Source organism: Caldicoprobacter faecalis (genome assembly GCF_900115765.1).
In the GTDB taxonomy this organism is placed as follows: domain Bacteria; phylum Bacillota; class Clostridia; order Caldicoprobacterales; family Caldicoprobacteraceae; genus Caldicoprobacter; species Caldicoprobacter oshimai.
Genome location: NZ_FOXR01000005.1, coordinates 68971 through 90071, shown reverse-complemented (window position 1 = coordinate 90071; position 21101 = coordinate 68971). Strand labels below are relative to the sequence as shown.

16 protein-coding genes are annotated in these 21101 nt (G+C 48.5%); 15 read left to right on the top strand and 1 reads right to left on the bottom strand.

The window, feature by feature from the left end; genetic code table 11:
• Positions 1-100: 100 nt before the first annotated feature.
• The 15 genes from BM241_RS03535 to BM241_RS03465 all read left to right on the top strand — a co-directional run bounded on the left by BM241_RS03535 (position 101) and on the right by BM241_RS03465 (position 20251).
• Complete coding sequence (locus BM241_RS03535; protein WP_025748411.1) at positions 101-2539, top strand: penicillin-binding transpeptidase domain-containing protein; 2439 nt, start codon at positions 101-103, stop codon at positions 2537-2539.
• 86 nt (positions 2540-2625) lie between these two features.
• A complete protein-coding gene (minC, locus tag BM241_RS03530; RefSeq protein WP_025748410.1) occupies positions 2626-3270 on the top strand; it encodes a septum site-determining protein MinC in 645 nt (214 codons plus the stop codon).
• A gap of 147 nt (positions 3271-3417) precedes the next feature.
• The gene (gene minD, locus BM241_RS03525) at positions 3418-4227 is read left to right on the top strand and encodes a septum site-determining protein MinD (protein WP_025748409.1); all 810 of its coding nucleotides are present in this window, start codon (positions 3418-3420) and stop codon (positions 4225-4227) included.
• 14 nt (positions 4228-4241) lie between these two features.
• Positions 4242-4532, top strand: a complete 291-nt coding sequence (gene minE, locus BM241_RS03520) for a cell division topological specificity factor MinE (protein WP_025748408.1) — start codon at positions 4242-4244, stop codon at positions 4530-4532.
• Between the two features lie 92 nt (positions 4533-4624).
• Positions 4625-5776, top strand: a complete 1152-nt coding sequence (gene rodA, locus BM241_RS03515) for a rod shape-determining protein RodA (RefSeq protein WP_025748407.1) — start codon at positions 4625-4627, stop codon at positions 5774-5776.
• Positions 5777-5809: 33 nt separating this feature from the next.
• Entirely contained in the window at positions 5810-6232 is a 423-nt protein-coding gene (gene mgsA / locus BM241_RS03510) for a methylglyoxal synthase (RefSeq protein WP_025748406.1), read from the top strand.
• Between the two features lie 56 nt (positions 6233-6288).
• Positions 6289-7095 carry a M23 family metallopeptidase gene (locus BM241_RS03505; RefSeq protein ID WP_025748405.1) on the top strand — a complete coding sequence of 269 codons (807 nt, stop codon included), beginning with the start codon at positions 6289-6291 and terminating at the stop codon, positions 7093-7095.
• A 21-nt stretch (positions 7096-7116) separates the two neighbouring features.
• On the top strand, positions 7117-8010 hold the full coding sequence (locus BM241_RS03500) for a site-2 protease family protein (RefSeq protein WP_092282046.1): 894 nt from the start codon (positions 7117-7119) through the stop codon (positions 8008-8010).
• A 409-nt stretch (positions 8011-8419) separates the two neighbouring features.
• Complete coding sequence (locus tag BM241_RS03495; RefSeq protein ID WP_092282045.1) at positions 8420-10258, top strand: TIGR03960 family B12-binding radical SAM protein; 1839 nt, start codon at positions 8420-8422, stop codon at positions 10256-10258.
• Entirely contained in the window at positions 10249-10950 is a 702-nt protein-coding gene (locus BM241_RS03490) for a TIGR03936 family radical SAM-associated protein (protein ID WP_143094045.1), read from the top strand. Before BM241_RS03495 ends, BM241_RS03490 begins: the two co-directional genes overlap by 10 nt.
• Positions 10917-12470 (top strand): Rne/Rng family ribonuclease, encoded by a 1554-nt coding sequence (locus BM241_RS03485; protein ID WP_242948240.1) that lies wholly within the window; start codon positions 10917-10919, stop codon positions 12468-12470. Before BM241_RS03490 ends, BM241_RS03485 begins: the two co-directional genes overlap by 34 nt.
• A gap of 344 nt (positions 12471-12814) precedes the next feature.
• Positions 12815-14734 carry a 1,4-alpha-glucan branching protein GlgB gene (gene glgB, locus BM241_RS03480; RefSeq protein ID WP_025748400.1) on the top strand — a complete coding sequence of 640 codons (1920 nt, stop codon included), beginning with the start codon at positions 12815-12817 and terminating at the stop codon, positions 14732-14734.
• Complete coding sequence (gene glgA, locus BM241_RS03475; protein WP_035147237.1) at positions 14728-16170, top strand: glycogen synthase GlgA; 1443 nt, start codon at positions 14728-14730, stop codon at positions 16168-16170. Before glgB ends, glgA begins: the two co-directional genes overlap by 7 nt.
• Positions 16171-16259: 89 nt before the next feature.
• Positions 16260-18257: a glycoside hydrolase family 13 protein gene (locus BM241_RS03470; RefSeq protein WP_242948239.1), complete on the top strand. Its 1998-nt coding sequence runs from the start codon at positions 16260-16262 to the stop codon at positions 18255-18257.
• A 242-nt stretch (positions 18258-18499) separates the two neighbouring features.
• Positions 18500-20251 (top strand): RecQ family ATP-dependent DNA helicase, encoded by a 1752-nt coding sequence (locus BM241_RS03465; RefSeq protein ID WP_025748397.1) that lies wholly within the window; start codon positions 18500-18502, stop codon positions 20249-20251.
• 1 nt (position 20252) lies between these two features.
• Here BM241_RS03465 and BM241_RS03460 read toward each other — a convergent pair whose 3' ends face one another.
• On the bottom strand, positions 20253-21086 hold the full coding sequence (locus tag BM241_RS03460; protein WP_092282043.1) for a hypothetical protein: 834 nt from the start codon (positions 21084-21086) through the stop codon (positions 20253-20255).
• Between the last annotated feature and the right edge of the window lie 15 nt (positions 21087-21101).

Here is a 21101-nt window from a genome sequence, read left to right as displayed (position 1 = left end):
AAATATTACCTCTTTTTTGTTTGTTTGAACCATGATAAAATATCTACTGAGAATTTATGCTTGATTGCGAGCTGAACTGTGGCACAGAGGGGGTCAAGGAATGCTTAAATGGTTTAAAAACCGCTTTTTTTTGTTTGGGTTGATATGCATATTGGGGTTCAGTACGCTTCTGCTCAGGCTTGCCTATCTCACCGTAGAACTAGGGGAAACTTACTATGCGCTGTCCATGGAGCGAAAATCGGTTGAGATTCCACTTAGAGGTAGCAGAGGAAATATTTTGGATAGAAATGGCATTCCTATGGCCATGAACAAGCAGATGTTTGTTGTAGAGCTGGATAAACAGAGGATGCCCACAGGGGATAAACAGCTCAATGATTTGATTTACAGGGTTGTTAGCATAATAAAGCAAAACGGGGATACTACCAGCCTGATGGATAACATACCCATAAAAATAGATAAAAACGGAAGGCTATATTATATATGGGAAAACAAATCGCCCGAGAGCCAAAAAAGGGATTTTGAAAGATGGAAGTCTGACGCCGGCATAAAAGTTGACCTACCAGCTGCTGATATGCTTAAACATCTGAGGGAAAGGTTTGAGATCGATGATGATCTACCGGATGATGTCGCCAGGGATATAATTTCTGTGAGATTGGACATCTACATGAACAGGTATCGCGCCAATCCCATCAGGATTGCCACCGATGTAAGTCAAAAGACGGTGGCCCAGCTTGAGACCTATGCCAGTGAGTTGCCGGGACTGCAGATATCGGTGGAGATGGGACGCTACTATCCAATGGGCGATGTGGCGGCACATATCATAGGATATGTCGGCAGGATAAGCGACGAGGATATCGAGGAATACAAGAGTAAAGGTATTGATTTGAGAGAAGCGGGTTACGACTTGTCTGTCGATCGCATTGGTAAAATGGGCATAGAGAAGTACGCCGAGAAATGGCTTACTGCTAGCACCAGGGACAAACACGGCATGCTGTGGGCAGAGGTCAATTCCGCAGGCAAGGTGGTCAGGGTGCTGAGCGAGACGCCACCGCAGGATGGGAATGATGTAGTCCTTACCCTTGACAGCCGATTGCAAAAAGCTGTGGAGGATATCTTAGGAGAAGAGATACACAAGATGGCGGCAGGTCTGCCACCCTATGAGGGAGACAGACAGGCGCCTTATGCCAATAGAGGGGCGGCTGTGGTATTGGATGTGCATACGGGTGAAATACTGGCCATGGCAAGCTATCCTTCATTTGATTTGAATCTGTTTATTCCCGCTATCTCCAATGAGGAATACCAGAGGATTCTGAATGCACCGGGGAAACCATTGACGGCTGTTGCTTTTCAGGAGAGGTTCCCGTCGGGGTCAGTCATAAAGATGATGATTGGAATTGCTGCTTTGATGGAAGGTAAGACTAGCCTAGATGAACAGATATATGATGCTTATAGGTATACTAAATACAGCGGCAGTGGCCCTAGGTGCTGGGCCAGGCCAGGAGTACATGGTCATGAGAATTTTGTAGATGCTTTGAAGCATTCGTGTGACTATTATTTCTATGAAATGGCCGATCGATTGGGCATAGATAAAATAAATAAATGGGGGCGCTTATTTGGGTTGGAAGGGCATACTGGCCTGGAAATAGGGGATGTGGAATCTTCGATAGGAGGGCCAGAAAAAAGGCCGATTAACCGCAGACCTCTGATCGTATCCAATATAAAGGCTTTCATGAAAAGTGCTGGCTGTTTTAAGGGGGTAGACCCTGAAACGCAGAAGGAACACGTAGATCGTCTGGCTGACCTGCCTTACGAAACCCCGATTTCTGAGATAAAGAAGATTCTCCGGGATGAGCTGGGCTATTTTAAGAGTAAAGATGAAAATAAAAAGCTCGATAATCTCGCAAATAACATAAAGTATGGGGCGCTGTGGCATAAGCGATGGACGCCAGAGGATACTGTGAGGACCGGAATAGGTCAAGCCGATGTGCAGGTCACACCTCTGGCAGTAGCAAGGTATATCGCTGCCATAGCCAATGGAGGTAAGGTGCTGGAGACCCATGTTTTCAAGAAGGTAGTTTCGCCGGAAGGCGATGTGCTGCACGAGACACAGCCGGTGGTGGTAAACGATCTGGATATAAAACCTGAGTATTTAGAGGCTGCAAGGCTGGGAATGTACAAGGTGGTAAATGACAGGTCATCTGCTGGAGGAGGAGCAGGTACGGCTGTCAGTTATTTTGCTGGTATGGACTCCAGTATAGTGGTAGCTGGTAAAACGGGAACTGCTCAAACTAGAGTAATTCGCGGTGCCGATAAGGATCCACAAAAACGGCTTGAACAGGAAATGAGAAATGTGGCCTGGTTTGGGGCTTATACCCCTTATGAAAATCCCGAGATTGCTATAGTTGTGATGATACCCAATGGGCGTACCTCCAGTAACGCGGCAATAGTGGCACGACGGATAATCGAGGAATACTACAGATTGAAAAATACGCAAAGCCAGTTCAGCACAGTGGACGAGGTAAATCAGCTGAAGCAGTAAACATTTTTATATTTTTTGCAGGATTTTTGGTTTGTTTGGCGAATATTGGAGGATGTAACATTTAAGGCTGTGGAGGAACGCAGGAGATGAACCAGAGTCCGGTGGTATTCAAAGGGGTAAAAGGGGGCTTGAAGGTCTATATCAATGCTGACAGCGATGTGGAACAAATCATGGATGAGCTGGAGAAAAAAATAAAATCCAGCAAGCATTTTTTTGGAAATTCGCAGATAAATTTGATATTTACTGGCAGGAGGTTGACGCCACAACAGCAGCAGAATATTGTCGATTTGATTTCCCGGGAAATCGAAGTGGGAAGTATTACATTTGAGATGGCGAATACTGACCTTCCTTCCGCCGATCATTTTGAATCGTTCGACGGAATAGAGGAAGGTATGACGCGGTTCGTAAGAGGTACGGTGCGAAATGGGCAGAGAATATACTATGAGGGTAATGTGGTGGTGATCGGGGATGTCAATCCAGGCGGGGAGATAATTGCCGGTGGAAATATCCTAGTGATGGGGACTTTGAGAGGGGTGGCCCATGCCGGCGCCACTGGCAACTACAATGCGGTGGTGGTGGCTTTCAGCCTTCAGCCCACCCAGGTAAGGATTGGTGGGATCATTGCAAGGCCACCGGAAGATGACGCCGTAAAACCTTCTTATCCCGAGATAGCCTATGTCAAGGATAATACTCTAGTAATAGAGCCTTATTTACCCGGGAGAGGAAAATAGTATATAATGTAAGAGATATCTTTTGTTGACGGTGATTTTTGTTGAACTATGTGAACTTTATATAACCGCTGGTATGGTAAACTTGGTATATTGAAAAAAGAAAATGGCATGTATCAGGATAAAGATGTATAGGGGGAGTGGACATATATGGGAGAGGTAATAGTGATAACTTCGGGGAAAGGAGGGGTCGGCAAGACCACCACAACGGCCAATATAGGGGCGGCTCTGGCGCTGGCAGGCAAAAAGGTAGTGCTGGTGGATGCCGATATAGGCCTTAGAAACCTCGACGTGGTTATGGGGTTGGAAAACAGGATTGTTTACGATCTGGTGGATGTGGTGGAAAAGGTTTGTAGGTTGAAGCAGGCCCTTATAAAGGACAAGCGCTTTGAAGGGCTGTACCTGTTGCCGGCTGCTCAAACCAAGGATAAGACGGCGGTGTCGCCACAGCAGATGCAGGAGCTGTGCCAGCAGCTAAAAGAGGAATTCGATTATGTGCTTATCGATTGTCCGGCTGGCATTGAACAGGGATTCAAGAACGCCATAGCTGGAGCTAACAGCGCAATAGTGGTTACCGTGCCGGAGGTATCGGCGGTTAGGGATGCTGATCGCATAATAGGCTTGCTTGCTGCTAATGAGCTTATGGACCCCAAGCTTATAATAAACCGTATCAGAATAGACATGGTGAAACGGGGGGACATGATGAACATCGACGATACCATCGATATATTGGGAATAGACCTGCTTGGGGTAGTGCCTGACGATGAGAAAGTTGTCATCTCCACCAACAAGGGTGAACCGGTGGTATTGGACGAGGGCTCTTTGGCGGGGCAGGCTTATAAAAACATCGCCAGGAGGTTGATGGGCGAAAATGTACCCATCATGGATTTGGAGATGGATGAGGGATTTTTGGCAAAGCTCAAACGATGGTTTAGCATGAGCAAGAAGAGGTCCTATTAGTGAGGGGGATTTAAATGATCGATTTGTTTAAGTTTTTTGGAAAAGAGGAAAGCAAGAGCAAGGATATCGCCAAAGAGCGGCTTAAACTGGTGCTGATACACGATCGTGCCAACATTTCGCCCAAGTTTCTGGATATGATCAAGGATGACATCATAAAGGTCATATCCAATTATATGGAGATAGAGGAGGCGGGGTTGGATATACGGTTGTCCCGTATACCCCAAGAGGATGATACATACAGTACTGCCTTGGTGGCAAATATCCCTATAAGAAGGGTCAAAAATATGGGGCCCAACAGGGGTTAGAGGTTGCGGTGCGCAATCTCTTTTTTTATATCTGCCTATATGTTATAATGTTGACAATGGTAATTTTGAAGGCATGTAAATGGGGGACGCAGATGTTTGATAAGAGGCTTATTAAGAATTTTGATTTTCCCATATTGATTTTGATATTCTTGCTGGTAGGCTTTGGGTTGATAGGCATCGGCGTGGCCATGAAGGAGCCAGTTGAGGGAGACGAACAACAGTTGTTTGATATAATTGGAAATTTTAACCTGTATCATGTGAAGTTGCACCTGCTGTGGTTTGGCATTGGACTCATTGCCATGCTGGTGGTGATCAGCATCGATTATCACCTTTTTGCCGAGATGTCGCCCTATATATACTGGACAGTAGTGGCTATGCTGCTCTATGTGTCTTTCAGAGGGCATATCGCTGGCAATGCGCGTAGCTGGATCAGCTTTGGGTCGTTTTACGTCCAGCCTTCAGAATTTGCCAAGATAGCCATAATTATATCTCTGGCCAAGGTGATAGCCAAGAAGAAAGATGAAGGGGAGGGCTTAAATCGGTTAAGGGACTTTTTCCCGTTGCTGGCCAGGCTTGTCATTCCTCTGGCCCTGATCATAGATCAACCTGACTTTGGTACGGCCATGGTGTTTATAGCGATATTGTTTGGGATGGTTTTCGTTGCAGGCATCAACTATAAGCTCCTGCTGGGCATAATTGGAGCAGGGGTTGCCGCTGTGCCGCTTATGTGGTATGGCCTGCTGTCGGACGTGCAGAAAAATCGTATCCTGGTGTTTTTAAATCCCGGTATGGACCCCCTGGGCGCAGGCTATCACGTCATCCAGTCGATAATCGCCATAGGGTCCGGTAGAATATACGGCAAAGGGATTTTGACCGACAATACGTTAAGCCAGCTCAATTTCGTTCCGGCTAAAAACACCGACTTTATTTTTTCGGTGACTGTAGAAGCCCTCGGCTTCATAGGAGGGGCTACCATCATATTTCTGTACTTGTGCCTCGTTCTGAGGACCATATATTTGGCCACCAGGGCCAAGGACAGCTTTGGCAGCTTTTTGGTCATTGGCGTGGTATCCATGATGGTATTCCATATATTTGAGAATATCGGCATGACCATGGGCTTGATGCCCGTCACTGGAATACCCCTTCCATTCATGAGCTACGGTGGAAGTTCCATGCTTACAAATATGATTGCATACGGTTTGGTGCTCAACGTGGGTATGCGCAGACAAAAGATAAATTTCTAAGGGGTAAGCAAGATTGAGCGGGGGGTAAGGGACGTGAATATAGCCTTGATTGCCCACGATAAAAAGAAAGAGGACATGGTCAACTTTTGCGTAGCCTATAAGCACATTTTGGCAAAGCATAAGCTGTGTGCCACCGGTACCACAGGGAAGCTGATCGCAGAAGCGACGGGCCTGCCGGTACACCGTTTCCTTTCGGGCCCTCTGGGAGGAGATCAGCAGATAGGCGCTAGGGTGGCCTACAACAAGATCGATTTGGTCATATTTTTGCGGGACCCGCTGACGGCGCAGCCCCATGAGCCGGATATCAACGCGCTGTTGAGGCTGTGCGATGTGCATAATATTCCTCTGGCCACCAATCTGGCTACGGCAGAGGTGATGGTCAAGGCTCTGGAGCGCGGCGATTTGGACTGGAGGCTAATTGTCAATCCCCCTCAAGAGGATGACGATGTATTTTAAAATCATAAACTTGGTCCCCTCCAAATATACTTGTATTGATGAGGAGGGGATGATGTTTGGAAGCGGGCAAAGGGGTATACGTAAAAAGGGGACTCAGGCCGGTCAGGCGGCGCAGAATAGATCTGCCTGTTCCGCGCCCTGTGCGCCGACGGGCTTCGTACGGGAGAATGGATGCCTTGGATGAAGAGCACAAGTCGGCTGTCTTAGTGGTGAAAATGTCGGTGGCAGCCGTCATTATTGTGGTGGTAATGCTCCTTAAGAGCATTGATACCCCTGCTACCAGGTGGGCGGTTGACAGGATTCGTGAAGCCATAACCTATGATTTTGACATAAACGAGTCATTGGGGAAACTGAAATTTGTGGGCGATTACCTGCCGGGGCTCAAGGCAGTATTTAATGAGCGCGATGCTAAAAAAGATGATGAAGGAGCCGGAAACCAACAAGGAAATGGCCAGGCGGATCAGCCTGTTTTTGCTGCTCCCGCTGAAGGCAAAGTGGTAGGCTTTTTCGGACAGGTTTACGACGATGAGGGTAAAAAGGTCACAAACCAGGGAATAGATATTCTGTCTGAGCAGCAGGGTTGGGTTTATACGGTTGCTGATGGAAAAGTGGTTGCCGTGGGAGAAGATGAAATATACGGCAAATATGTAAAGATTGACCATGGAGAAGGCTGGGTGGCTTTATATGGAGGATGCGGAGATATACAAGTGCAGGTGGGCGCATTGGTTAAGCAGGGAGATAGGATAGGTAAGATGGGCGAAAACCCTTCAGGAGGATACAGGCTGCATTTTGAGGTTTGGCATGACGATAAGCCAGTGGACCCCCTCCAGCTCATTCAAGAAGAGAGCAAAGTGTTTCAGTGAAGCTGGATAAGTGCATCGGCTATGAAGTTAGGTATACTGTTTGGCATAAACATATATATAAACAAGCTGCTCGTCATACTCATCGCTATAGCCATAATTTTGGGAGAGGGGACGAGGCTGGCCGTCGTATTTTTGGTGGTGTTCATACATGAGATGGCGCATGTAGTCATGGCCAGGGCGTTGCATTTGAGAGTGCTCGAGATCGAATTGTTGCCTTTTGGCGGGGTAGCCAGAATCGAGAGCTTTTTGGAGGTCAATCCTCGAGATGAGGTATATATAGCCATCGTTGGCCCCCTGTCCAACGCGATATTGGTGCTGGGCTGTATGGCTTTGGAAAAGCTGGGGCTGATTCCTTCAAAGGATTACGATTTTTTCATTCAGGCCAATCTGATGCTGGCCGGATTTAATCTTTTACCTGCTTTTCCGCTGGATGGTGGCAGGATTTTGCGTGCCATCCTTTCCCGGGAGCTGGGAATAAAAAGGGCGACCAGGATTACCACCATAGGCGGGTTTGCGCTGGCGCTCTTTCTTGTTATGACGGGAGTGTATGCCATCTATTACGGCATCTTTAACCCCACCCTGTTTATTATGGCAGGTTTTCTGGCATACTCCGCCCTAAAGGAAAACAGGATGGCCACCTATGTAATGGTGAGGGACCTCACTTATAAAAAGGATATTTTGATCAGGGAAGGGGCCATTCAAGCCAGGGAGCTGGTGGTACTGTATGATTTGCCGTTGAAGGAAGTGATAAAGAAGTTTGTGCCTCATCGCTATCACAGCATCGTTCTGGTTGACGAGCAGCTCAGGCCCAGGGGCTATTTGACTGAAAAGGATATTGTAAACGGCCTTATGGATTACGGGCTTAATGTGCCAGTATTCAGGCTACTTGCACAGTCCAGTCGCATGAGAGGCTGATTAGCTGTTAGTTGGCTGCAGATCCTGAATAGGGCTGGCATACCTTTTACAGTGCCTGCTGAGCGTTGCAGCAGTCTGCTTTTCTGCTGTATTGGTTTGCAGATTTTGCTGCCGCAAGGGAGGATATGCGAAAATTGAAACCAATAAAAATGTTGGTATAATTTACGTGGTTTGAAGAATGGAAACAGATTAGGAAGCTAAAATATATATGAACAACCATAACGTGATAAAGCTAAATGGGCAAAGATGCTGTGGTATTTGGTCGGCAGGGATTTGGTCGGCAGGGCACAAGTTGTTTTTCTTGAATAGATCAAATCGACTAAAACTGCAATATACAGCTGCAAATATACACTATAATAACATAATAACCAAATAACCAATATATAAGGAGGTATAGGAGGCATCGCAAATGGACAAGTCTGTACTGGAGGAGATACTCAGGCAGGTCAGCAAGCCTGTTAGATATATGGGAAATGAGTACAACATGGTTGAAAAGGACCCTTCAAAGGTGCTGATACGGTTTGCTTTCGCTTTCCCAGACGTCTACGAGGTGGGTATGTCCCATCTGGGGATGAAGATACTGTACCACCTCATGAACGAAAGGGAAGACACCTACTGTGAGCGCGTGTTTGCGCCATGGACCGATATGGAGCAAAAGATGAGGGAGAAGGGGCTGCCGCTGTTTGCACTGGAAACCCGGGATCCCATCGCCCAGTTTGACTTTGTGGGGTTCACGCTTCAGTATGAGATGTGCTACACAAACGTCATAAACATGCTTGACCTGGCAGGGATTCCGCTTAGATGGTGGGAAAGGGGGAAAAACCATCCGTTCATCATTGCGGGAGGGCCTTGTGCTTATAACGTTGAGCCGCTGGCCGATTTTTTTGACCTGGTGGTCATGGGCGATGGCGAAGAGGTGATAAACGAGCTGCTTGACGCATACCGCCAATGGAAAATACAGGGCGGCACACGTGAGGATTTTTTGGTTGCAGCGGCCCAGATACCAGGGGTTTATGTGCCGCGCTTTTACGATGTAGAATATAATGACGACGGTACCGTCCGATCAATTAAGCCTAACCGTGAAGGGATACCCTCCGTCATTCAGAAGCGGGTGGTGAAGGACCTTGATAAGGCTTATTACCCCGAAACCATGATAGTGCCATATATGGACATCGTGCATGATCGCGTTATGCTAGAGGTGTTCAGAGGTTGCACGCGCGGCTGCAGGTTTTGCCAGGCCGGCATTATATACCGCCCGGTGAGGGAGCGCTCGGTTTCCAGGCTTATGGACTTGGCGGCTAAGCTGATCAGCAATACGGGATATGAGGAGCTCTCGCTCTCTTCCTTGAGCACCAGCGATTACTCAGATTTAGAAAACCTGGTCAAGCAGCTCATGGAGCGTTTTGGGCCGCAAAAGGTGTCTTTTTCCCTCCCGTCGCTGCGCATCGACTCGTTTTCGCGGGAACTCATCGAAGAGATGATAAAGGTACGCAAGGCGGGTTTGACTTTTGCTCCTGAGGCCGGAACGCAGAGGCTGAGGGATGTCATAAACAAAGGAGTTACCGAAGAGGACCTCTTAAACAGCGTAAGGCAGGCTTTTGAGCTGGGATGGGATACGGTAAAGCTGTACTTCATGATAGGGCTGCCCACCGAGACCCAAGAGGACCTGGAAGGCATTGCAGACCTGGCCAGAAAGGTCAAACAGTGCTATTTTGACGTAACCGGAGGGCAAAGGTCTCGCAGGCTCAGGATAACCGTCAGCGCGGCGTCGTTTGTCCCCAAGCCTTTTACTCCATTTCAATGGGTTGCACAGGACCCGGTAGAGCGCTTGAACCAAAAGTTAGACTTTCTCAAGGACAAGCTTCGCATTAAATCGGTGGAGTTTGATTGGCATGACCCGCGTTTAAGCTTTTTGGAGGCGGTGTTTGCTCGGGGGGATCGCAGGCTGGGCAAGGTACTGTTAAAAGCCTGGAAGATGGGCTGCAAGTTTGACGGCTGGGCCGAACACTTCAAATACGATGCCTGGCTGAAAGCTTTTGATGATACCGGCATGGACCCTAAATTTTATGCCAATAGGGCAAGGAGTAGGGAAGAGGTATTGCCCTGGAGCCACATCGATGTGGGGGTCACGCCATCCTTCCTGTGGAGGGAGTACCAAAAGGCGTTAAAGGGCGAGCTGACGCCTGATTGCAGGGAGAGGTGCTGGGGCTGCGGCATAACAAGGCTAGGGGGAGGGTTGTGCCAGTGAGGATGGTGGTGAAGTACGCCAAGCAGGATAGGGTTAAGTATATATCCCATTTAGACCTTATGAGGACGTTGCACCGCGCCTTAAGGCGGGCAGAGATACCCGTTGCCTTTTCACAGGGTTATAACCCGCAGCCCAGGGTTGCCTTTGCACCTCCGCTTCCGGTTGGCATGACCAGCCAGGGGGAATACATGGATGTGATGCTGGCTTCGGATATGGGCCCCGAAGATTTCTGCCTGAGGATGAACAGCGTCCTCCCTCAGGGCATAGCCATGCTGAAGGCGGTGGTAATCGATGAATCGCTTCCCTCGCTCATGAGCATGGTTGAGAGGGCGCTTTATTCTATAAGCCTCAAAGATCCAGGCCAAGGCTTTGAAGACGCGCTGAAGGATTTTCTGGCGCAGACAGATATAACGATTATAAAGAGTGGCAAAAGGGGCGAGCGACTTGTCAACATCCGGCCGATGATATACCACCTGGAGATAGTCGGCCGGGAAGAAGGAAGAGTAATCATGGAAGCTATGCTGAGTGCCGGCAGCAAGGAATCCTTGAACCCAGAGCAGATGATACGTTCGTTGCTAGAATTTGTTGGCATTGAAGGTGACCCTTGTTGCTTTGCAGATATCCATAGGCTGGACATGTTTTTATACAGGGGAAATGCATGGGTAACCCCATTGGAACTGGGAAGAGGATGATGGATGTGGGAAAGCTGATCGTAGTGGATATTCGCTATGACCAGACCCGGGTGGCGGTGCTCGAGGACGGGGAGCTGGTGGAGTTCTACATGGAGGACGATGAAAAGCAAGGACTGGTTGGAAACATATACCGCGGGCGAGTGGTCAATGTGCTGCCAGGCATGCAGGCCGCATTTGTGGATATAGGATTGGAGAAGAATGCCTTTCTGTACGCGGGGGATATAAACGCCGATAATACGGTGTTCGACTTTGGAGACAAAGGCAATGGCAGGGAGATCAAGGAGATTTCGCTCAGGGATATCATCAGGGAAGGGCAGGAGATCACAGTACAGATTTTAAAAGAGTCCATGGGGACCAAGGGTGCCAGGGTTACCACGCACATCACCTTGCCCGGCCGGTATGTTGTGCTCATGCCCACGTTGAACTACGTCGGCGTCTCCAGAAGGATCGACGACGAAGAGGAGCGCCAGCGCTTGAGGAAGATTGCCGAAGCTATTAAGCCCGAAAATATGGGAATTATAGTGAGAACTGCGGCCAGGGGCAAGCAGCCGGAAGACCTTGTACCCGACATACAGGTGTTGTGCAGGCTGTGGGCGAGGATCAAGGAAAGCGAGAAGGAGGGCCAGGTGCCCCGGCTCCTGCATAAGGATGAGAGCCTGCTGTATCGCACCGTACGCGATATCTTCTGCCCAGATGTGGACAGGTTGATCATAAACGATTACTATCACTACCAAAAGGTAGTTGAGCTGGTCAAGACGATTTCGCCATCGCTCGTTGGCAGGGTGGAATACGCCGATGCTCAAAGGAATTTGTTCGAGATTTACGGCATTGACTCCAAAATCGAAAAAGCCATACAGAAGAAGGTGTGGCTCAAAAGCGGCGGGTACATCGTAATAGATGTAACAGAAGCCCTGACGGTCATAGATGTGAACACCGGCAAGTTTGTCGGCAAGGCCAGCTTGGAGGATACCGCCTTCAGGACGAATTTGGAAGCGGCCGAAGAGATCGCGCACCAGATACGGCTGCGCGACATAGGGGGCATAATAATCATAGATTTTATCGACATGGCCGAAGAGGAGCACAAGAAAAAGGTGCTGGAAGTCCTGGAGCAGGCCTTGAAGAAGGATCGTACCAAGACCAATCTGGTAGGGCTGACTGGCCTGGGGCTGGTGGAGCTGACCCGTAAGAAAGTGCGGCCCAGGCTTTCAACGGCTTTTTTAAAGCCTTGCCCCTATTGCAACGGAACGGGAAGGGTGTATTCGGAAGCCACGGTCATCGCCAAGATAGAGAAGGAGCTGGAAAGGCTGTTTAGCGCTAATGAAGCCTGGGGAGCGCTGGTGGAGGTCCATCCCAGCGTAGCCCATGCGTGGGAAGAGGACAAAGAAGCTCTGGAGCAGCTTGAGACTACTTTGAAGAAGCGGATATGCATTAGGGCTGATGAAAACCTCCATGTTGAGGAGAGCAGGATACAGCTGCTCAAAGGGCCGGGGGATTTGGAAAAGAGTTTCCGCTTTTCGTAAGTAATGGTTTGAAGAGGCATGAATAAAGGGGCCAGCGGCACATTTCTGCATGCGCGTCTTGTGCTATAGCAGATGGGCATGTCAGAATTTGCTGATTGGCTTTTTTGTTTTTGGCCGGGTTTTTGGCTGAAAAGCACAGCCACATTGGGCTTACGCATGGGGTTCTGGTGACTGTTAATCGGCACATGATGCGTAGCTATTTTTTTTGGGTAAAAAACGGCGTTTTGAGCAAATAATAAAAAAGAAGAAAGCACTAAATGCCACATAAAATATAGCTTAAATTTTGGAATCTTTTTGCGGGTTTATAAATGTAGAGGATGTACAAGAGGTACAGGGAGGATGGGATGGAAGCAAACGGCTTTGGAATCACCAATTACCAGCTGTATTTGTTCAACCAGGGGACCAACTACCACAGCTATAAGATGCTGGGGGCCCACCTCCTTGAAAAAGACGGCGTTGTGGGCACACGCTTTGCAGTATGGGCGCCAAATGCTCGAAGGGTCAGCGTGGTGGGTGACTTTAACTGCTGGGATGGAAGGGCTCATGTGATGAACAGGCTGGGGGATTCGGGGGTATGGGAGCTCTTTATTCCGGGAGTCAAGGAATTTGACCTGTACAAATATGAGATAGAAAACTTTTACGGCCAGGTGGTTTTGAAGGCCGATCCTTATGCCTTTTACAGCGAGCTCAGGCCGTGTACGGCCTCAGTGGTGTACAACCTGTACAAGTATAAGTGGCGGGATGATGAGTGGATGCGCCAGAGAGCGACCACGCCCATATACGATAAACCCCTGCTGATCTATGAGGTGCATTTGGGGTCGTGGCGCAGAAAAGAAGGGAACAGATTTTTAAGCTACAGGGAACTGGCGAAGGAGCTTATCCCCTATGTGAAGGATATGGGATATACCCATATAGAGCTTTTACCTGTAGCAGAGCACCCTTATGATGGCTCGTGGGGCTATCAAACCACGGGATATTATTCGGTGACTTCACGGTATGGCACCCCCGAGGATTTCATGTTTTTCGTGGATGAGTGCCATCTGGCCGGTATAGGGGTAATACTGGACTGGGTGCCAGCTCATTTTCCAAAGGACGGACATGGACTGATACGGTTTGATGGTACGGCTCTTTATGAGCATGAGGACCCGCGAAGGGGGGAGCATCCCCACTGGGGCACTTTGATATTCAACTACGGGCGTAATGAGGTGAGGAGCTTCCTCATTTCCAATGCTGTATTTTGGTTTGATGTGTACCACGTTGATGGGCTTCGCGTGGATGCCGTGGCATCAATGCTCTACCTTGACTATGGTAAGTCATGGGGCGAATGGCTTCCAAACAGGTACGGCGGAAAGGAGAATTTGGAGGCCATCGAGTTTATGAGAAAGATGAACGAGGTGGTGTTTCACTATTTTCCCAATGTGCTCATGATTGCCGAGGAATCCACCGCCTGGCCCATGGTTACACGGCCCGTATACTTAGGTGGGTTGGGATTTAACTATAAATGGAATATGGGCTGGATGAATGACATACTCCGTTATATGTCGCTGGATCCCATATACAGGAAATGGCACCATGAAAACCTTACCTTTTCCATGGTGTACGCATTTTCGGAAAACTTCATCCTCCCCTTATCTCACGATGAAGTGGTGCACGGCAAGCGTTCGCTTTTGGATAAGATGCCGGGGGATTACTGGCAGAAGTTTGCCAACCTCAGGTTGTTGTACGGATATATGATGGCCCATCCGGGCAAGAAGCTATTGTTTATGGGAGGGGAGTTTGGCCAGTTTGCCGAATGGAATTTTGGTGCTAGCCTGGACTGGCACCTTCTTGATTACGAGATGCACAGAAAGCTGCATTATTATGTCAAGATGCTCAACCATTTTTATCTTGAAAACAGGGCTCTATGGGAATGTGACCACGGATGGGAGGGGTTTCGCTGGATCGACCACCATGACTACAGCCAGAGCATTGTATCCTTCATAAGAAAGGGAAAGGAACAGGATGACTGGTTGATTGTGGTGTGCAATTTTACGCCGGTGGTTCGCCATGGCTACAGGATAGGCGTGCCTTTGTTGGGAGAGTATAGAGAGGTGTTTAACAGCGATGACCAGGCTTACGGTGGTTCGGGGCAGGGCAATTTCTATGCCATTGTGTCGGAGGATATACCGTGGCACGGCTTTAGCCAATCCATCAGCATCACGGTTCCACCCCTTGCGGCAGTGTTTTTCAAGTATACGGATAAAAGGAGGCAGGAGGATTGCTGAAAGTATTGTTTGCCGCCTCGGAAGCAGCGCCATTTGTAAAAACAGGAGGATTGGGTGAGGTGATCGGCTCCTTGCCAGTTGCCCTGCGCCGTCACGGAGTCGATGCCAGGATTATCCTGCCTAAATATAAAGCGATTCCAGCAAACCTGAAGGAGAGGATAAGGCATATAAAGCACATATACGTTAAGCTGGGCTGGAGAAACCAATACTGCGGTATCGAGGAGACGGAACGCAAAGGGGTGCCAGTGTATTTTATCGATAACGAGTATTATTTCGGGCGCGATGGGATCTATGGCTATTCGGATGATGAGGTGGAGCGCTTTGCTTTTTTCTGTAGAAGCGTGCTGGAAGTGCTTCCACACATCGGTTTTATGCCCGATGTTATACACTGCCATGACTGGCAGACAGGGGCAATACCTGTGCTTCTGGAGGCCCATTATCGGCATAATGATTTTTATAAGAACATCCGCACACTGTTTACCATTCACAACCTCAGATACCAGGGCATTTATGATAGGAAAATACTGGGCGACTTGCTGGATTTGGGCGATGAGTATTTTACACCGGATAAGTTGGAGTTTTATGGAAATGTAAATATGCTGAAAGCCGGGCTGGTGTATGCCAACCTCATAAATACCGTAAGCCCTACCTATGCTCAAGAGATACAGATGCCCTTTTTTGGCGAAAGGTTGGATGGGTTGTTGCGAGCAAGGAGTCATGAGCTGTTTGGCATATTAAACGGTGTGGACTACGATGAGTACAATCCCGCCACTGATCCGCTCATATTCAGGAACTATGACCAGGACCATCTGGAGAACAAGGTCGAGAACAAGTTAAAGCTTCAGGAGCAGCTGGGGCTGGCTGTCCGTGAGGATGTACCCATGATAAGCATCATAGTGAGGCTGGTGGCGCAAAAAGGCTTGGACCTCATAGCTCATGTGCTGGACGAGATACTTGCAATGGACATACAGCTGGTGGTGCTGGGAAGCGGGGAATGGCAGTATGAAAACATGTTTAAAAACGCTGCCAACCGTTATCCTAAAAAAGTTTCAGCCAACATCTTTTATGACAATACCCTGGCGCATCGCATATATGCGGCCTCGGACCTGTTTCTCATGCCCTCGCTGTATGAACCCTGTGGGCTGGCGCAGCTCTTCAGCATGAGATATGGTACTATTCCCATTGTAAGAGAGACAGGAGGGCTCAAAGATACTGTGCAGCCGTATAATGAATTTACCGGCGAGGGAAATGGTTTCAGCTTTACCAACTATAATGCGCATGACATGCTGTACACCATAAAGAGAGCTGTGAATTTTTATCACAATAAAGAGGTGTGGCATGCTCTGATGAGGAGGGCCATGCAATGCGACTATAGCTGGAATCGTTCTGCAAGGGAATATATAGAGCTGTATAACCGGTTGAAATCTGGGCGGTAATCGATATAGGCCTGCTGGTGATATTTGGTCATAAGCAGAAAATGCCGTCACAAGTTCGATTTGCGGGACATAAAGCAGGCATGGATGGCATGGATATCTATGAAGTCAAGTCGAAAGGAAGGTCGGATATGGAATATATATGGATTTATCATAATTCCCATGATACCGCTTACAGGCAGCCGTTTGGCGCAGTGCCCTGTGAGGAGACTGTCACTGTACGGGTAAAGGTGTGCTCGCAGAATGATATAAAGTCTGTTATCTTAAGGTTGTGGCAGGACGGCGTAGGGGAGAGCAGGATTCCCATGTGGCTTATATCGCGGTATGAAGATCAATATATGTATGAAGGCCAATTCAGAAGCCCCGGAGTTCCGGGGCTTCTATGGTATTATTTCATAATCGAGACCGACAAGGGCGTGTATTACTATGGCTGCAAATCTGATGGGCTGGGCGGGGTAGGGCAGATCACAGATTACCCGCCTTATTCATATCAGGTGACGGTCTATAAACGGGGCTTTAAGACCCCGGATTGGTTCAAGGACAGCATCATGTATCAGATATTTGTGGACCGGTTTTATAACGGGAGCGAGGACGGACGACCGCTCGTTTATAGGGACGATTGCATCATACACCAGGACTGGTATGAAGTGCCCAACTATAAGCCGGATCCGGTTACTGGGAAGATATTGTGCAACGATTTCTTTGGGGGAAACCTGCTGGGTATAATAAAGAAATTGCCTTACCTTAAGGAGCTGGGGGTCAGCGCCCTGTACCTCAACCCCATTTTTGAGGCCTATTCCAACCACAAGTACGATGTGGGGAACTATAAAAAGATAGACCCCATGTTTGGGGATGAGGAAATCTTCCAAGAACTTTGCCAAAAAGCCAAGGAGTTAGGCATATACATCATCCTGGATGGAGTATTCAGCCATACCGGCAGCGATAGCATGTATTTTAATAAAAACGGCAGGTATCCCACGCTGGGGGCTTACCAGTCCAAGGATTCACCTTATTACCCCTGGTACCGATTTATACGCTATCCCGATGTGTATGAGTGCTGGTGGGGAATAGACACGCTACCCAACGTAAACGAGATGGAGCCATCGTATCAAAATTACATTATTCATGATGAAGACGCTGTGGCCAAGTATTGGCTTAAGAAGGGCGCAAAAGGCTGGCGCCTGGACGTGGTGGACGAACTGCCCGATGAGTTTTTGAAAGCATTTAGAAAGGCCGTAAAAGAGGTGGACCGGGAGGCTGTTATAATCGGGGAAGTATGGGAAGATGCCTCCAGAAAGGTAAGCTATGACAAGAGAAAGGAATATCTGCTGGGCGAGGAGCTGGACTCGGTGATGAACTATCCCTTCAGGGATATGGTTTTAAAATTTTTTTTAGGGGAGTGGGATGCGGCCTATTTCAACAGGGCCATCATGAGCCTTTACGAAAATTATCCGGTTGAATGCTTTTATTCGCTTATGAACCTGGTAGGATCACACGATGTGCCTAGGATAAAGACGCTTTTGGGGGAGGCGCCACCCCAGCATACCCTGTCGCGGGACCAACAAGCCCATTACGTTTTGACCGAGGAGCAGGAAAGGCTGGCCATCCAAAGGCTCAAGCTAGTATCGCTGCTTCAGATGACGTTTCCCGGGGTGCCCTGCATATACTACGGAGACGAGGCGGGGCTGTCGGGCTATAGCGATCCCTTCAACAGGCGCACTTATCCCTGGGGACGTGAGGATAGGGAACTGGTGGAGTGGTATAAAAGGGTTGCTGCCCTGAGAAACGGCATGGATGCCCTGAGGACGGGGGAGTTTATCCCGATTTACTATGAGGGAGATGTATACGCTTTTGTCCGCTGCATTAGAGAAGGCAAAGATGTGTTTGGACGCCAGCGCAGCAATGGCTTTGCGCTTATAATTATAAACCGCAGTCGGTACAGGGCTTATACTGTAAAGCTCGATATGCAAAGATGGGGGGTGAGCAAGTTAATAGATGTGATAAATGGTGAGACAGCGTTCTTCATCGAAGAGGGATACTTGACAGTGGATGTGCTGCCCCTTAAGGGCAGAGTTCTCGTTGGCGTTTGATTTATCGGTTTTTGTAACATTTTAATAAATTTTTGGCCAAGGAAACAGCAAATTGGCAATTTTTATGATAACTTATTGATTTTGTAAATGTTTATATATAGACTATTAATAGCGGTCCCCTGTGCTGGGCGACGGGGCAATGGCACAGCGATCTCGCCATAGCAGTGAAAGTTCGTTTTCAGCGAGGGGATGGCAGCCGACAACTATCGAGCTAACGAAGAATCAAAAGGGTGTAATCTCTGATGAGTCAGTCAGAATTGTTATACAAATGTTTGCGGGAATACTTTGGATATGATGATTTTCGTCCCGGCCAGCGACAAGTGGTGGAGAGCATACTGCGAGGCGAAAATACCATTGCGATATTTCCGACCGGGAGCGGAAAATCGCTGTGCTACCAGCTGCCCGCTGTCATCTTCCCAGGTACCACCCTGGTGATATCACCCCTTATATCCTTGATGAAAGATCAGGTGGATCAGCTGATCCAGCGTGGTATCCCTTCTACTTTTATAACCAGCATCCTCTCGGAAGAAGAGATTGCCAGGCGGATGTATGGCTTAAGCCAGGGAAAGTACAAGATCGTGTATATTGCCCCCGAACGCTTTTATTCAGAGGGGTTTATGGATATACTCAAAGAAGTGGACGTATCGTTTGTGGCGGTAGACGAGGCACACTGCATATCCCAGTGGGGGCACAATTTTCGTCCTGCCTATTTGAAAATTAAAGATTTAATTGAGCAGGTGGGTAATCCCGTGGTAGCTGCCTTTACGGCTACTGCCAACCGGCGCGTGCAGCAGGATATAATCAGGTTACTCGATTTAAAGAGGTATAAGCTGTTTGTAAGCGGTTTTGACAGGCCAAATTTGGAGTTCAGGGTCGAGAGGCCACGGGACAAGCAGGAGTTTGTGCTGAGGTATGTTAAGAAGAATCTTGGCAAGGCGGGCATCATTTATGCCGCTACCAGAAAAACCGTTGAGGACGTCTATGAGCTGCTGATCAGCAGGGGCGTACCGGCTGGCATGTATCACGCAGGGCTGAGCAGCCGAGACAGGGTTGTGGCTCAGGAGGCCTTCAGCCAAGGCAAGACCTTGGTTATGGTGGCTACTAATGCTTTTGGAATGGGCATCGACAAAAGTGACATACGGTATATAATACATTACAATATGCCCAGGTCGTTGGAACATTATTATCAGGAAGTAGGCCGGGCCGGGAGGGATGGCAAGCTTGCTTGCTGTATACTCTTGTATTCTGAGGACGATTACCATCTCAACCGGGCTCTTATAAATATAAACTATCCCTCTGTAACCCTGGTGGAAAGCGTCTATAACAGGGTGCTTAAGGCGGGCGACAAAGGGATCAGCCTTGAAGCGCTACTTAAAGGCAATATATCAAAGCAAATTCTGCACAGCGCATTGCGAAAGTTGATCGAGTACAACTACGTAAAGCTGAAAAGCGGAGTGGTCTATCCATTTTTGAATGGCAGGAAGTTTGAGCTCACTCAGGAAGAGATAGATCAGCACAAAAAGGTGGAGCTTGAAAAGCTGGATAAGATGGTGGAATACTGCTTGAGCAAAAGGTGTCTGCGGTACAATATTCTCCAGTATTTTAACGAAGAGCCTACATTTACTAAATGCGGCAACTGTAGCGTGTGCGGTTCGGCTGCCGATGGGACCAAGAGAAAGTTCATAGATGACCTGCTAAAGAGCATTCTGAATGTTCAAGGGGATGTCTCTGACGCCGGAGGAGATGACAAGGCAGACGAGGCGCTTCTCGATGTCCTAAAGAGGGTGAGGGAAAGGATTGCCAAGAAAGCAGGTGTGCCGCGCCAGGCGGTCTTTGACGACAGCACCCTTGAACGAATAGCGGCCATCAAGCCAGTCACCAGAAAGCAGCTGCTTAAAATTGGTGCCGGGATAGAACAGCGCAATGTCGAGCTGTTTGCCGATGAATTTTTGTTGGAAATACACCGCTATCTCCGTAAAAGGACCATCATGTAAACTATATCTCTATTTTTTTGTACTGAGCTCCTGCCATGGCGTACAGGGATGCTGCGCTGGGAATGGCCAGCAAGCCCATCACAAGTCCCAGTATGGCGTATATCAACCATTCCGAAATCCCTGCTTTGACGAGAAGAACTGTTAGAACGGCAAATACCGCTAAAGCAGCAAAGGTAAACAGGATGCTGAACAACCCGTTCAGGTTTTGCTTTACGGCTTCCTGAGGGTCGTTCCATTTAAGCTTTGGGCGCAAAAGGTCGATGAGCAGGTTGAGCGCGTTGAGCAACAGATTGCCCAGCAAGCACAGTACAAATATTACAAGTAGCCTCAGCAGAGATAGTTTGAACACCATTCCCAGTGCTGTGACGGTAACCAGTATGCCCAGGCATGATATGGCCATGCTGTGCAGCAGCTTGGCGGTAACCTGTTGCTTTGCCGGTGCGGGGATTATCTTTGATATCCAAAACGTTCGGCCTTCCCTCGAAATGGAGGTACACGCTACGATGTTGATGCTCGATGTAAACAAGGCGACTGCGGCCCCGCCCAGGGTGGTTAACATGAGGTATTCCGGTTGCCTTGTATATAACAGTATTTCCTTCATTTCTTCGCCTCTGGTTATAAAGGGCATAAACATGAGAAAAGGTACCATCACCATACCTGCCAGCCCGTTCATGGCATAGACGGGCGTCCTCATAAACAGCTTCCATTCCTTCCAGAACAGTGTCGCTACAGGGGTTGAGACTTTGTCGGCTTTTGCGCTTATCTTTTCCGTTGACAGGTGCTTCCTTTTGCGGCTTACCTCTTGACCGGCCAGCAACCCCTTGTAAAATATCACGTTACCCAACCATAG

Coding starts and splice junctions, on each gene's coding strand:
- BM241_RS03535 (WP_025748411.1), top strand. CDS start 101: ATGCTTAAATGGTTTAAAAACCGCTTTTTTTTGTTTGGGTTGATATGC.
- BM241_RS03500 (WP_092282046.1), top strand. CDS start 7,117: ATGAAGTTAGGTATACTGTTTGGCATAAACATATATATAAACAAGCTG.
- BM241_RS03485 (WP_242948240.1), top strand. CDS start 10,917: ATGGGTAACCCCATTGGAACTGGGAAGAGGATGATGGATGTGGGAAAG.
- rodA (WP_025748407.1), top strand. CDS start 4,625: ATGTTTGATAAGAGGCTTATTAAGAATTTTGATTTTCCCATATTGATT.
- minE (WP_025748408.1), top strand. CDS start 4,242: ATGATCGATTTGTTTAAGTTTTTTGGAAAAGAGGAAAGCAAGAGCAAG.
- minD (WP_025748409.1), top strand. CDS start 3,418: ATGGGAGAGGTAATAGTGATAACTTCGGGGAAAGGAGGGGTCGGCAAG.
- BM241_RS03470 (WP_242948239.1), top strand. CDS start 16,260: ATGGATATCTATGAAGTCAAGTCGAAAGGAAGGTCGGATATGGAATAT.
- BM241_RS03495 (WP_092282045.1), top strand. CDS start 8,420: ATGGACAAGTCTGTACTGGAGGAGATACTCAGGCAGGTCAGCAAGCCT.
- BM241_RS03465 (WP_025748397.1), top strand. CDS start 18,500: ATGAGTCAGTCAGAATTGTTATACAAATGTTTGCGGGAATACTTTGGA.
- glgB (WP_025748400.1), top strand. CDS start 12,815: ATGGAAGCAAACGGCTTTGGAATCACCAATTACCAGCTGTATTTGTTC.
- minC (WP_025748410.1), top strand. CDS start 2,626: ATGAACCAGAGTCCGGTGGTATTCAAAGGGGTAAAAGGGGGCTTGAAG.